The 13201-nt window shown below is 68.9% G+C and carries 11 protein-coding genes; all 11 read left to right on the top strand.

The genetic code is table 11. From position 1 onward, the window contains the following. Nucleotides 1–62: 62 nt before the first annotated feature. Nucleotides 63–1583: a UbiD family decarboxylase gene (locus tag P7L68_RS07705; RefSeq protein WP_062761555.1), complete on the top strand. Its 1521-nt coding sequence runs from the start codon at nt 63–65 to the stop codon at nt 1581–1583. A 78-nt stretch (nt 1584–1661) separates the two neighbouring features. Next, entirely contained in the window at nt 1662–3485 is a 1824-nt protein-coding gene (locus P7L68_RS07700) for a hypothetical protein (RefSeq protein ID WP_372003889.1), read from the top strand. Beyond that, the gene (locus P7L68_RS07695) at nt 3482–3667 is read left to right on the top strand and encodes a hypothetical protein (protein ID WP_014746342.1); all 186 of its coding nucleotides are present in this window, start codon (nt 3482–3484) and stop codon (nt 3665–3667) included. Before P7L68_RS07700 ends, P7L68_RS07695 begins: the two co-directional genes overlap by 4 nt. A 115-nt stretch (nt 3668–3782) precedes the next feature. Further along, nucleotides 3783–4613, top strand: coding sequence for a metallophosphoesterase (locus P7L68_RS07690; RefSeq protein WP_372003887.1), 831 nt, complete (start codon nt 3783–3785; stop codon nt 4611–4613). A 129-nt stretch (nt 4614–4742) separates the two neighbouring features. After that, on the top strand, nt 4743–6092 hold the full coding sequence (locus P7L68_RS07685; RefSeq protein ID WP_372003885.1) for a TldD/PmbA family protein: 1350 nt from the start codon (nt 4743–4745) through the stop codon (nt 6090–6092). Nucleotides 6093–6154: 62 nt separating this feature from the next. Continuing rightward, nucleotides 6155–7021: a 3'(2'),5'-bisphosphate nucleotidase CysQ gene (locus P7L68_RS07680; RefSeq protein ID WP_372003883.1), complete on the top strand. Its 867-nt coding sequence runs from the start codon at nt 6155–6157 to the stop codon at nt 7019–7021. A 67-nt stretch (nt 7022–7088) separates the two neighbouring features. Continuing rightward, nucleotides 7089–8957 carry a lipid A export permease/ATP-binding protein MsbA gene (msbA, locus tag P7L68_RS07675; protein ID WP_372003881.1) on the top strand — a complete coding sequence of 623 codons (1869 nt, stop codon included), beginning with the start codon at nt 7089–7091 and terminating at the stop codon, nt 8955–8957. Between the two features lie 5 nt (nt 8958–8962). After that, complete coding sequence (locus tag P7L68_RS07670) at nt 8963–9694, top strand: lysophospholipid acyltransferase family protein (RefSeq protein ID WP_372003879.1); 732 nt, start codon at nt 8963–8965, stop codon at nt 9692–9694. Beyond that, nucleotides 9691–11025 (top strand): 3-deoxy-D-manno-octulosonic acid transferase, encoded by a 1335-nt coding sequence (locus P7L68_RS07665; RefSeq protein ID WP_372003877.1) that lies wholly within the window; start codon nt 9691–9693, stop codon nt 11023–11025. The genes P7L68_RS07670 and P7L68_RS07665 overlap by 4 nt, the downstream gene beginning before the upstream one ends. Further along, nucleotides 11022–12110: a tetraacyldisaccharide 4'-kinase gene (gene lpxK / locus P7L68_RS07660; protein WP_372003875.1), complete on the top strand. Its 1089-nt coding sequence runs from the start codon at nt 11022–11024 to the stop codon at nt 12108–12110. Before P7L68_RS07665 ends, lpxK begins: the two co-directional genes overlap by 4 nt. Beyond that, a complete protein-coding gene (locus P7L68_RS07655) occupies nt 12107–13030 on the top strand; it encodes a lysophospholipid acyltransferase family protein (protein ID WP_372003873.1) in 924 nt (307 codons plus the stop codon). The genes lpxK and P7L68_RS07655 overlap by 4 nt, the downstream gene beginning before the upstream one ends. The last annotated feature ends 171 nt before the right edge of the window (nt 13031–13201 follow it).

Raw genomic sequence — 13201 nt, 5'->3', positions numbered from 1 at the left:
ACCCCGCCCCCCGGGACGGGTCAAGTCCGGGCATACCCAAAGCCGAAGCGAGGCCGCCACCGATGCCCTATGACAGCCTGCGCGACTTCATGGCCCGTCTTGAGGCCACCGGCCGTCTGGTCCGGGTCCGCGAGCCGGTCTCCACCGTGCTCGAAATGACCGAGATCCAGACCCGGCTGCTGGCCGAAGGCGGCCCGGCGGTGCTGTTCGAAAAGCCGGTGATGCCGGATGGCAGCCTGTCGACCATGCCGGTGCTGGTCAATCTGTTCGGCACGGTGGAGCGGGTCGCCTGGGGCATGGACCGCGAGCCGCCGCAGCTGCGCGGCGTGGGCGAGACCCTGGCCTTCCTGCGCCAGCCCGAGCCGCCGGGCGGCTGGCGCGAAGCGCTGGACATGCTGCCGCTGATGAAGACGGTGATGGCGATGCGGCCGAAGACGGTCTCGCGCGCACCGGTGCAGGAGGTGGTCCTGCGCGGCGACGAGATCGACCTCACCCGTCTGCCGGTCCAGACCTGCTGGCCGGGGGAGCCGGCACCGCTGATCACCTGGCCGCTGGTGGTGACCCGCGGCCCCGGGGGCGAGAAGACCGACGGCTATAATCTCGGCATCTACCGCATGCAGGTTCTGGGGCGGGATCGCACGCTGATGCGCTGGCTGCGCCATCGCGGCGGTGCCCAGCATCATCGCCGCTGGGGGCTGAACAAGCGCGAGCCGCTGCCGGCCGCCGCCGTCATCGGCGCCGATCCGGGCACGATCCTGGCCGCCGTCACGCCCGTGCCCGATACTCTGTCGGAATACCAGTTCGCCGGCCTGCTGCGCGGCCGCAAGGTGGAGCTGGTCGATGCGGTCAGCCAGCCGCTGAAGGTGCCGGCCACGGCCGAGATCGTGCTGGAAGGCGAGGTCAGCCTCGACGATTACGGCGACGAGGGGCCCTATGGCGACCACACCGGCTATTACAACAATGTCGAGCCCTTCCCGGTTTTCCGCGTCACCGCGGTGACCATGCGCCGCCAGCCGATCTACCTCTCCACTTTCACCGGCCGGCCGCCGGACGAGCCCTCGGTGCTGGGCGAGGCGCTGAACGAAGTGTTCATCCCGCTGATCCGCCAGCAATTCCCGGAAATCGTCGACTTCTGGCTGCCGCCCGAAGGCTGTTCCTACCGCATCGCCGTGGTGTCGATGCGCAAGGCCTATCCGGGTCATGCCAAGCGGGTGATGATGGGAGTGTGGTCCTATCTCCGCCAGTTCATGTACACCAAATGGGTGATCGTGGTGGATGACGACATCAATGCGCGCGACTGGAAGGACGTGATGTGGGCGATGTCGACCCGCATGGATCCGGCGCGCGACATCACCGTCATCGAGAACACCCCCATCGACTATCTGGACTTCGCGAGCCCCGAATCCGGCCTCGGCTCCAAGATCGGCCTGGATGCCACCAACAAATGGCCGCCCGAGACGAAGCGCGAATGGGGCAAGGAGCTGCGCATGGACCAGGCGGTCATCGACCGGATCGACCAGATCTGGCCGAAACTGGGGCTGCCCGGATCGGGGCAGGCGATCTGGAAGCCGGTGAAGGACTGAAACACAAACGCCCAGGTTGATGAGCCTTCGGACCCGTGTCATCGTACCCTCCTGGAAACCGGGGTCCGGGGAGCCTGCATGACGACGATCGGGGCCGTGATCAGAAACATGATGCCCTCGGGAACAAATCCGGGTGGTGACGATCCGGATTGGTCGACCTGTCCGGAATGGCCTCCGGATCTGTTTGGCGTCACTGCGACACTGATCGAGCGGACGGGCCTCTACTCACATGCCTGGCTCTACGCTCATCAATCGGCGCATGCCTCGATGGCCTCGTCTGAAAAAAGTTCCATCCGAGCCGCCGGACGCGGCTGGCGCGACAAAGGCGTGCCGGATTCGTACACCAAACGATTGTGGCATGAGGTCACAGGCGGCGCAGATCACGTCGATCTCCAGGCTCTGGCCCACACGGCGCCTTCCCATCCCCTTGCCCGCAAGCTGATCACCTTGATGTGCATCGCAGACGAAGCGGCAGAGGGTATGGGGTTCGTGCCGAAGACCCACACCCCTGCCAACGGGCCGTCTCCGGACAGAATATCCCCGTTCACGCGGGCCGTGCTCGGTGCAACCATTACGGCGGAACCCGCCTACACGACGCGAGACGCGACGGCTGCATCTGCGGTTATGCCGAAACTGCCGCATTTCCCGCAGAGCCTGACGCTTGCCGTCACGCCGCTGGAGGCCGTCGTCTTCCCGAAAAGCCGGCTTCCCGATGTCGGCTGCACGTTGCGGTCGATGTCGCACAATCTGGCGTTGCTGCCGCCCCGGAGCATGGTGGAAGCCAACTGGCTCATCTCGGGCCTCGCGACCGATCCGGAACATCACCGGCCGCTCGGCATCCTGTTGATACCGTGGCCCGCACGCGTGAATGGCAGCCTGTTCAAGGCCGAGCGTAGAGACGCGGAAGAACCCGGATACTTCACCGTCGATGTCGCAGGCTATGATGATGCCCTCTCCGGGCCGACCAACGTCTCAAAACTGGCCGGTATGATCGCCGGTCTGATCCAGGCAGGCGAGAAGGAACTGGGCGAGATCCATGCCGTCTTTCTTCCGGAATGCGCCCTGCCGACCGAGATCGCGGAGGACCTGGCGAAAGAGGTCGCACGACGCCATCCGAGGCTGCAGCTCTTCATCTCCGGCGCCATCGGCAAGCCCGCCAACTCCGAGGCAATGCCCCGCAATCTCGCCTTCACCGCGTCGACGGCAGACGGCGCCGTCCAACGCAAATGGACGCAGAGCAAGCACCATCGCTGGAAGCTCAACGGTGATCAGATCCGGCGCTACCATATGGGGCATGTTCTCGACCCCACGCGCGAGTGGTGGGAATATATCGACGTGAGTGGCCGTACCTGCCATTTCAGTGTCATCGACAGTGATCTGTCCCTGGCGGTTCTTATCTGTGAAGATCTCGCCCGCTTCGACCCGGTCCTGCCGGTGATCAACGCCATCGGCCCCAGTCTCGTCGTGGCGCTGCTGATGGATGGACCACAACTCGAGAAACGTTGGCCGGGCCGATATGCCACCGTCCTTGCCGAGGATCCGGGCTCATCGGTCCTGACCTTCACGTCCACGGCCCTGATCGACCGGCAGCATCAGGCCGGCGCGCCGAACATCCGCACGATCGCACTCTGGAAACAGCCTGGTGGCCAGGCACAGGAACTGTCGATCGGCCCGGACGATCAGGCTCTCGCCTTGTGCCTTGTCCGCGAGCATCGTCAACAGATATCCATCGATGGTCGGTCCAAGAACAGCTTCTTCCTCTCGCTGGCAGGCGTCCGGGCGGTGAAGCCTTCCGATCCGATGGTGTTGCCACGCAGGAAGTCATTGAACAAACCGACGCCCCGTCCTAACTTGACGTCTACTCCCGGTGATCACCTGCCAAAATCAGGCGCTGACAGATGAACAAGCGAATTTATCAGATCAACGATACCCGGGCAGAACCCTCCCTTGTCGCAGATCTGCGCAGGATCTTCGAAGCCCTGCCGCCAAGTGAGACGGATGAAGCTGTCTCACGGCGGTTGCGCGCCATGACGCAACGTGTCCTGGCCGACGAGGAAGCGCGGCGCCAGAGGCTGGCCGGCTGAGCCGGCCACAAGCACATACCCGCCCCTCATACTCACGATCTCCCGATCGTCGCGAAGCTGCCACGCACCCGTGCTACTGTCATCCGTCCCGCCCACGGCCATGGATGACCCTCGCATGCTGCGCATCCTCCAGATCACCGACACCCATATCAGCCCCACCAAGCCGCATTTCGCGTCGAACTGGGCGCCGGTCGCGGCGCTGGCGCGGGCGATTGCGCCGGACCTGGTGGTCCACACCGGTGACGTGACCGTCGACGGCGCCGATATGGTGGAGGATCTGGCCCATTGCCGCTGGCTGATGGACGGGCTGGAACTGCCCTGGGCGGCCGTGCCCGGCAATCACGATGTCGGCAGCGAGAACCCCGACCATTTCCAGGCGGTGAACGATCTCCGCATCTCGCGCTGGGAAGCCCATTTCGGCCCGGACCGCTGGCTGCGCGACGCCGGGCCGTGGCGGCTGATCGGGCTGAACGCCATGCTGATGGGATCGGGCCACCCGCGTGAGGCGGAGCAGGCGGACTGGGCCGGCGACGTGCTGGCCGAGGCCGAGGCCACCGGCCGCCCCGTGGCGCTGTTCCTGCACAAGCCGCTGTTCCTGAACGACCCCGACGAAGACGACCGCGGCTATTGGAGCGTGCCTGGCCGCGCGCGCGGCCCCTATGTGGAGGCGATCCGCCGGGGCATGGTGAAGCTGGTCGCCTCGGGCCATCTCCACACCGCCCGGATCTTCCGCCGCGACGGCACGGTCTTCGCCTTCGGCGCCTCCTCGGGCTTCATCGTCGACAAGCTCGCCCCGGCTGATATTCCGGGCGAAAAGCGGCTGGGGGCGACGCTGCACCTGCTGGACGAGGACGGCACGGTCGAGTCGCGCCTTCTGAGCCCCGAAGGGCTCGACACCTATGTGATCGACGACGTGGCGCACGAGGTCTACCCGCCGCGAAGCTGACCGGCGGACCATTCCACGTGCCGTGACGCTGGTGTTCCGTGACGCTTCGTCCCATATCTAGGCTTCGGGCCTGCGCACCCCGTCGGGCGATGCACCCCGAGGCCCGGGACGATGCCGCACGAGGACCAGATGACCGATACCGGACTTGGAAACGCTCTCGACCTGCTCGAAGACCTGATTGCGCGCGCGAAGCGTGCCGGTGCCGACCAGGCCGATGCGCTGATGGTCGAGAGCCGCGCGCTGTCGGTGCAGCGCCGGCTGGGCAAGATCGAGGAACTGACCCGGTCGGATGGCGGCGATCTGGGGCTCCGGGTCCTGGTCGGGCGCCGTCAGGCGATCGTCTCGACCGCCGATCTCAGGCCCGGCAGCCTGGACGCGCTGGCCGAGCGCGCGGTCGCCATGGCCAATGTCGTGCCCGAGGACCGCTTTGCGGGCCTGGCCGAGCCGGGCGAGATCGCGCGCGAGATTCCGGCGCTGGAGATCTACGACCCGACCGAATTCAGCGCCGAGGATCTGCTCGCCTGGGCGGAGACCTGTGAAGAGGCCGCCCGCGGGATCGACGGCGTGACCAATTCCGAGGGCGCCGGCGCGTCCCAGTCCCACAGCATGATCGCACTCGCCGCCTCGAACGGCTTCCGCGGCGCCTATCGCACCAGCCGCTTCACGGTGGGTGCCAGCGTGATCGCGGGCGAGGGGCTGAACATGGTCCGCGGCCATGAATACACCTCCAAGCGCTTCGTGGCCGATTTGGACGACCTGGCCGAAATCGGCCGGATCGCAGGCGAGCGGACGGTGGCGCGGCTGAACCCGCGCCGGCCGAAGACCGCGCGGGTGCCGGTGGTGTTCGACCGCCGCGTGTCCCGGATGCTGGTCGCGGCGATCGCGTCTGCCGTCAACGGTGCGGCGGTCACCCGCGGCACCAGCTTTCTGAAGGACCGGATGGGCGAGCGCATCGCCTGCGATGCCTTCACCATCATCGACGATCCGTTCCGCGAGCGGGCGCCGGCCTCGCATCCCTTCGACGGCGAGGGCATCGCCGGTGCGCCGCTGACCGTGGTTGAAGGCGGGGTGCTGAAATCCTGGCTGCTCGACTGCCGCTCGGCCCGCCAGCTGGGGCTGAAGAGCACCGGCCATGCCGCCCGCGGCGCCGGCTCGGCGCCGAGCCCGGCGTCGAGCAACCTCTATCTGGCGCCGGGCAGGCTCAGCCGCGACGAGCTGATTGCCAAGGTCGGCACCGGCCTGCTGGTCGATGAAACCATGGGCTCGGGTGTGAACGTCGTCACCGGCGATTTCAGCCAGGGTGTGGCAGGCTTCTGGATCGAAAACGGCGAAATTGCCTATCCGGTGAACGAGATCACGGTTGCAGGGCGCATCCAGGACATGCTGATGTCGGTGGAACCCGCCTCCGATCTCGAATTCCGCAGCGGTACCGATGCGCCGACGCTCGCCGTCGACGGCCTGACCGTCGCCGGCGCCTGATCCGCGAGACCACCCGGCCTGTGACACCAGGCCGGATCCACGACCGGGAGTGCCCGTCACCGATGACCGAGCCCTTGTTCGCCCTGCCGGAAGGTGCCCTGCCGCCCGATCTCGCCGATGATCGTCTGCTTCTGGAGCGGGCGCTGCGGACGGGCGGGCGGATCGCCATGAACGCCTTCGGCAAGGCCCCGGTGACCTGGGACAAGGGCGGCGACAACCCGGTGACCGAGGTCGACATCGCCATCGACACGGTGCTGCGCGACCATCTGCTCCATGCCCGGCCCGGCTATGGCTGGCTGTCGGAGGAAAGCGTGGCCCATCTCTCCGAGCGGGCCCGACCGCGGATCTGGGTGGTCGATCCCATCGACGGTACCCGTGCCTTTGTGGACGGGCGGCCGGAATTCACCATCTCGGTCGCCCTGGTCGAGGCCGGGCGGCCGGTGATCGCCCAGGTCTTCAACCCGGCGACGGGTGAGTTCTTCGAGGCGGTGGCCGGCCATGGCTGCCGCCTGAACGGCGCCCCCTGCCGGGTGGGCGGCGGCACCGATCCGCTGGCCGCCCGGCTGCTGGTCTCGCGCCGGGAACTTCATGAACGCCGCTGGGGTTCGGGTCTGGACGGCAGTGCGGTGATCGCGCTCGGCTCCATCGCCTACAAGCTGGCGCTGGTCGCCGCCGGCCGCTTCGATGCCGCGGTATCGCTGCGCCCCAAGGCGGATTGGGACCTCGCCGCCGCCGATCTGATCGTCGCCGAGGCGGGCGGACGGATGACCGATGCCGAGGGCCGCGACCTGCTCTATGCCAGGCCCGACACCACCGAACATCCCTCGCTGATCGCCGCAAACCCGGCGCTGCATGCCGCCCTGATCGGCCGGCTTGCGGTCGATGCGGCTGGAAGCCCGGCGCCGGCTGGCGTACAACCGCAGCCATGACCCGCGCCGGCCGGATGCCGACCGCATCCGCCGGCCGCCGCCTCTTCACGGGATCCATCCCCGCCCCATGTCGCGCCGCAAGCCGAAGTCCCCCCGTCCCGATGGCGCCGCCGGCACCCGGGTCCTGATCACCCGCCTCGCCCGCGAGCATCTGCGCCCCTATTGGCGACGGATCGCGCTCGCGATCGGGGCGATGGTCGTGACCGCGGCCGCAACCGCCGCCAATGCCTGGCTGATGCAGCCGGTGCTGGACGACGTGTTCCTGAAGCGCGACGAGACCATGCTGCTGCTGGTGCCCGCCGCCGTGCTCACCATCGCCGCCGTCAACGGCTTCGCGACCTATGCCGAGCGGGTGCTGATGGAACGGCTGGGCACCCGGGTGGTGGCCGATCTGCAGCACCGGATGTATCAGCGGCTGATGGCCGCCGATCTCGCCTTCTTCCACCGCACCGGATCGGGCCGGCTGATCGCGCGCTTCACCTATGACGTGCAGCTGGTGCGCAAATCCGCCGCCGCCGCGATCACCAGCCTGGCCAAGGAAAGCCTGACCGTCGTCTTTCTGGTCGGGCTGATGTTCTGGCAGGACTGGCTGCTGGCGATCATCGCCTTTGTGGTCTTCCCGGTCGCGATCCTGCCGATCGCGAAACTCGGCCGGCGGATGCGCAAGGTGTCGGACCGTGCCCAGGACCAGATCGGCCGGCTGACCGGCATTCTGGAAGAGACTTTCCTGGGCGCCCGCCACGTCAAGGCCTATGGCATGGAGGGCTACGAAACCCGGCGGATGGGCGTGACAGTCGAGGAAATCTACCGCCTGACCGGCAAGGCCGAACGCATCCGTGCCGCCTCCTCGCCGATTATGGAGGCGCTGGGCGGCGTGGCGGTCGGCCTCGTCATCTTCTATGGCGGATCACAGGTGGTGGCGGGCGAGACCACGCCCGGGGCCTTCTTCTCGTTCGTGACCGCTCTGCTGATGGCCTATCGCCCGGCCAAGACCCTCGCCAATCTGAACGCCAATCTCCAGGAAGGCCTGGCCGCCACCCATCGGGTGTTCGAACTGATCGATCTGCCGGCGACGATTACCGACCGGCCGGATGCCAGGCCGCTGCCGCAGGTCATCGGCGGGCCGGTCAGGGGGGAAATCCGCTTCGAGGATGCCCGCTTCGGCTATGGCGCCGAGGGCGCGCCTGCGCTCGACGGGCTCGATCTGGTGGTGCCGGCGGGCCGCCGGGTGGCGCTGGTCGGGGCCTCGGGCGCCGGCAAGTCTACCGTGATCAATCTGATCCCGCGCTTCTACGACCTGGACGGCGGCCGGCTGACCATCGACGGTGCCGATGTCCGCGAGGTGACCATGGCCTCGCTCCGCGCCGCCATCGCCCTGGTCTCGCAGGAGGTGACGCTGTTCAACGACAGCGTCGCCGCCAACATCGCCTATGGCCGCCCGGATGCCACGCGCGAAGAGATCGAGGCCGCCGCCCGTGACGCCGCCGCGCATGACTTCATCATGGCCCTGCCCAAGGGCTATGACACGCCGGTGGGCGAGCATGGTTCCAGCCTATCCGGCGGTCAGCGCCAGCGCATCTCGATCGCCCGCGCCATGCTGAAGGACGCGCCGATCCTGCTGCTCGACGAAGCGACCTCGGCACTCGACACCGAAAGCGAGCGGGCGGTGCAGGATGCGCTCGCCCGGCTGATGGTCGGCCGCACGGTGGTGGTGGTGGCACACCGGCTGTCGACCGTGGTCGATGCCGACCTGATCTGCGTGATGGATCGCGGCCGGGTGATCGAACAGGGCAGCCACGCCGAACTGATCGCCGCCGGCGGGGCCTATGCCCGGCTGCATGCGCTGCAGTTTGCCGACCAGTCCGAAGCCCCCGTCGGCCGCAGCGATGTCGAGGATGCGGCCGACATGGCCGCTCCGGCCGTGCGGAAGGGCTGAGGCCGATGGCGGGGCTGGTCAAGCGCTGGCTGAAGAGCGACCGGGCGCGCCGCCTCGCCTGCCGGATTGCCGCCGCCTATATCCGCCTGGTCCATGCCACCAGCCGATGGCAGGTCACCGGCGATGCCGCCCCCCGCGCCCATTGGGACGAGGGCCGGCCCTTCATCCTGGCCTTCTGGCACGGACGGCTGCTGATGATGCCCCATGTCTGGCGGGCGGGCGTGCCGATGAACATGCTGATCAGCCAGCATCGCGACGGCCGGCTGATCGCCGATACCATCGCCCGTTTCGGCCTGGGCTCGGTCGCCGGTTCGTCGTCGAAAGGCGGGGCGGCGGCGGTGCGCCAGATCGTCAAGGCGATCCGCGCCGGCGAATATGCCGGCGTCACCCCCGACGGGCCCCGCGGGCCGCGCCAGCGCGCCAGCGGCGGCATCGCCGCCATCGCCCGGCTGTCGGGCGTACCGGTCATCCCGGCCACCTTCAGCATGCGCCGCCGGCGGCTGATCGGCAGCTGGGACCGGTTTCTGGTGCCGATGCCGTTCAGCCGCGGGGTGTTCATCTGGGGAGAGCCGATCCACGTGCCCCGCGATGCCGATGCCGCGGCGCTGGAGCGCTACCGGATCCGGATCGAGGACGAGCTGAACCGCATCACCGCCGAGGCCGACCGCGCCACCGGCCATGTGCCGCTGGATCTGCCGCCCCCGCTCGATGCCGAACAGGCGGCGGCAGATCGATGAGCGGTACCGGATCGATGAGTGGCGCCGGCCTGGCCCTTTGCCTCTATCGTGGGCTCGCCCGGCTGGGCACGCCGCTGGTGACGCGCCATCTGGCTCGCCGCCGGGCGGCGGGGCGCGAGCACGAAACCCGCTGGCCGGAACGGCTGGGCCGCCCCGGCCTCGCCCGCCCGGCCGGACGGCTGGTCTGGCTGCATGGCGCCAGCGTCGGTGAAAGCCTGTCGCTGCTGCCGTTGATCGCCCGGCTGAAGGCGATGGCGCCGGCCACCACGGTGCTGGTCACAACCGGCACCGTCACCTCGGCCCGGTTGATGGAAAGCCGGCTGACGGAAACCGGGGGGGGCGTCGGCGCCCTGCATCAGTTCGCCCCGGTCGACCTGCCCGTGGCGGTCGACGGCTTCCTGGATCACTGGCGGCCGGATGCCGCGGTCTTCGTCGAAAGCGAGATCTGGCCCAATCTGATCGACGGGCTGGACCGGCGCCGCATCCCGCGCGCCCTGGTCAATGCCCGGATGTCGGCGACCTCTGCCCGGCGCTGGGCGAGGCTGCCCGGCCTCGCCGCCCGGCTGATCGGCGGCTTCCGGCCGCTGCTCGCCCAGGATGACGACAGCGCCGCCCGGTTTTCGGCCGTGCTCGGCCGGCCGGTGCCGGCCCCGGGCAACCTTAAGGATGCGGCCGAGCCGCTGCCCGCGGATCCGGCGGCGGTCGCAGCGCTCAAGGCCGCGATCGGCCCGCGCCCGGTCTGGCTCGCCGCCAGCACCCATCCGGGCGAAGAGACGCAGATCCTGGCCGCCGACCGGGCGATGCGCACGACCCGTCCCGGCCTGCTGACCGTCATCGTCCCCCGCCACCCCGAACGCGGCCCGGCCCTGGCGGATGAGATCCGTGCGGCGGGGCTTCGGGTGGCGCGACGGGCGGCAGGCGAGCCGCTGGCCGGGCAGACGCAGGTCTATCTTGCCGACACGCTCGGCGAACTGGGTCTTTTTTTTCGCGCAATCCCCCTCACCTTTATCGGAGGCTCGCTTGTCCCGGTCGGCGGGCATAATCTGCTGGAACCCGCGCGCCTCGGCGCAGCCGTGACGACCGGGCCGCATCTCGACAATTTCGAGAGCCTGGCCGCCCGCTTCCGGGCTGCCGGCGCCGTGGAAATCGTCGAGGATGCCGCCGCACTCGCCCGGACGGCCGGGCGGCTGCTCGACGATCCGGCGGCGTGCGAGAGGCTGGCCCGGGCAGGCGCCCGGGTGGCCGAAGAGGGACGTGCCGCGGTGGAGGCGATCGCGGCGGCGCTGGTACCGCTTCTCGAACCGGCCGAGGCATCGGGAGATCCGTCGTGAAGGCACCGGAATTCTGGGGACGTCAGGCGAAACCGGCAGAGCGCCCGCTGCTCTGGGCGCTGGCGCCGCTGTCGCTCGTCTTCCGGGCGGCGGGTGAGCTGCGCCGGCTGCTGGTCCGGCCGGCCCGGGCCGGCGTGCCGGTGCTCTGTGTCGGCAATCTCACCGCCGGCGGCGCCGGCAAGACGCCGACCGCACTCGCCATCGCCGCGCGGCTGCGCGAGCGCGGCCGCAGGCCCCATGTGGTGCTGCGCGGCTATGGCGGCAGTGTGAAGGGCCCCGTGCTGGTCGACCCCATCGCCCATCGTGCCGAGCAGGTGGGCGACGAGGCCCTGCTGATCGCCCGCCGCCTGCCGACCTGGGTCGCCCGCGACCGGGTGGCCGGGGCGCGCGCCGCGGCGGCGGCCGGGGCGGATATCGTGATCCTGGACGACGGCTTCCAGAACCCGTCGATCGAAAAGGATCTGTCGCTGATCGTGGTCGACGGCGGCTATGGCTTCGGCAATGGCCGGGTGATCCCGGCCGGCCCGATGCGCGAACCGCTGGCCCGGGGCCTTGCCCGCGCCGATGGCGTGGTGGTGGTGGGCGAGGATACGATCGACGTCGCAGCAGCACTCCCCTTCGAACGCCCGGTGCTGCGCGCCGTGACCGTGCCGGGCCCCGAGACCCGTCGGCTGCGCAACCGCAAGGTCGTGGCCTTTGCCGGTATCGGCCGGCCCGAGAAATTCTTCGACACGCTGCGCACCATCGGCTGCCGCATCGCCGGCAGCTGGTCCTTCCCCGACCACCACCCCTATGATCCGGACGAGATTGCCCGGCTGGTGGAGGTGGCCCATCGCATGGATGCCGTGCTCGTGACGACCGAGAAGGATCTGGTCCGCCTGCCGCCCGAGGCGCGCGACCTGGTCGACCACCTGACCATCAGCCTGGAATGGCTGGATGCCGACCCGCTGGACCGGCTGCTCGACCGCATCGATCCGCGCCGGCCGGAACCCGCCACGCCGGCCGGGCTGTCGCGGCTGATCGACGGCCGGGCCGGGCATGAGGACGGCACCGGACACGAGGACGGCACCGGGCGCCGCAGATGACTTCCGACACCCCTTTCACCCCCGAAACGCCGCCGATGACCTTCCGTCGGCGACTGGAGAGCCTGTCCGGCCGCCTGGCCTTCGGCTTCGCCCGGCTGCTCGGCCTGGAACGCGCCTCGGCCTTCGGCGGCTGGCTGGCGCGCAGCATCGGCCCGCGGATCAAGGTCAGCCGGATCGCCCGCCGCAACCTCGCCCGCGCCTTTCCCGAGCTCGGCGCCGACGAGATCGAGCGCATCGTGCGCGCCATGTGGGACAATCTCGGCCGCACCGCCTTCGAGATCGCCCATCTCGACCGCTTCGACTGCACCGGCGGCGACCCTGCCCGGGTGGAGGTGATCGGCCGCGAATATGTGCTGGAAGCCCGCGACGACGGCCGGCCAGGCATCTTCGTCTCGGGCCATTACGGCAATTGGGAACTGGCATCGCTTGCCGCCACCCAGTCGGGCATCACCCTCTCCCAGGTCTATCGCCAGGCCAACGACACCGAAATCGAAAAGCTGATCCAGCATTCCCGCCGCCGCGCCGGCGGCGCCACCGATTTCCTGCCCAAGGGTGCCAGAACCGCCCGCGAGATCATGAAACGCCTGAAGGCCGGCGGCCATCTGGCGATGCTGATCGACCAGAAACTCAACACCGGCACGCCCCTGCCCTTCTTCGGCCGCGACGCCATGACCACCACGGCCCATGGCGAATTCGCCGTCCGCTTCGATGCACCGCTGGTCACCGCCCGTGTCGAACGCCTGAGCGGCCCCCGCTTCCGCATCACCATCGACCCGCCGATCGACCCGACACCGGAACCCGGCGAAACCCTGGAGCAGGCCGCAGAACGCCTTACAAGGCTGGTCAATGCCCGCCTGGAAGGCTGGATCCGCGAACGGCCGGATCTGTGGTTCTGGGTGCATAAGCGGTGGCCGGATTGAGGGGGGCAAAGGCTGCCGGTCGGGAGAACATTCATAACTGGTAAGATAAACTTTAGATCACCTTGACCCCGTGGCATGAAAGCCTCGCCAGAGGGGCCGGCCGTCGGGTGATTGCCCTCTCTGTGCACATCGCCGTGTGCTGTCATGCCTGGAACAAGTTCATCAGCCAGC

This window comes from Tistrella mobilis (assembly GCF_041468085.1).
GTDB lineage: Bacteria > Pseudomonadota > Alphaproteobacteria > Tistrellales > Tistrellaceae > Tistrella > Tistrella mobilis_A.
Note: the sequence above shows the minus strand (reverse complement) of the source record. Positions and strands in the feature narration are given on the sequence as shown.

What these genes read in the sequence shown, in the direction of transcription:
- P7L68_RS07705 (WP_062761555.1), top strand. Translation starts at nt 63, where the DNA reads ATGCCCTATGACAGCCTGCGCGACTTCATGGCCCGTCTTGAGGCCACC.
- P7L68_RS07700 (WP_372003889.1), top strand. Translation starts at nt 1,662, where the DNA reads ATGACGACGATCGGGGCCGTGATCAGAAACATGATGCCCTCGGGAACA.
- P7L68_RS07695 (WP_014746342.1), top strand. Translation starts at nt 3,482, where the DNA reads ATGAACAAGCGAATTTATCAGATCAACGATACCCGGGCAGAACCCTCC.
- P7L68_RS07690 (WP_372003887.1), top strand. Translation starts at nt 3,783, where the DNA reads ATGCTGCGCATCCTCCAGATCACCGACACCCATATCAGCCCCACCAAG.
- P7L68_RS07685 (WP_372003885.1), top strand. Translation starts at nt 4,743, where the DNA reads ATGACCGATACCGGACTTGGAAACGCTCTCGACCTGCTCGAAGACCTG.
- P7L68_RS07680 (WP_372003883.1), top strand. Translation starts at nt 6,155, where the DNA reads ATGACCGAGCCCTTGTTCGCCCTGCCGGAAGGTGCCCTGCCGCCCGAT.
- msbA (WP_372003881.1), top strand. Translation starts at nt 7,089, where the DNA reads ATGTCGCGCCGCAAGCCGAAGTCCCCCCGTCCCGATGGCGCCGCCGGC.
- P7L68_RS07670 (WP_372003879.1), top strand. Translation starts at nt 8,963, where the DNA reads ATGGCGGGGCTGGTCAAGCGCTGGCTGAAGAGCGACCGGGCGCGCCGC.
- P7L68_RS07665 (WP_372003877.1), top strand. Translation starts at nt 9,691, where the DNA reads ATGAGCGGTACCGGATCGATGAGTGGCGCCGGCCTGGCCCTTTGCCTC.
- P7L68_RS07655 (WP_372003873.1), top strand. Translation starts at nt 12,107, where the DNA reads ATGACTTCCGACACCCCTTTCACCCCCGAAACGCCGCCGATGACCTTC.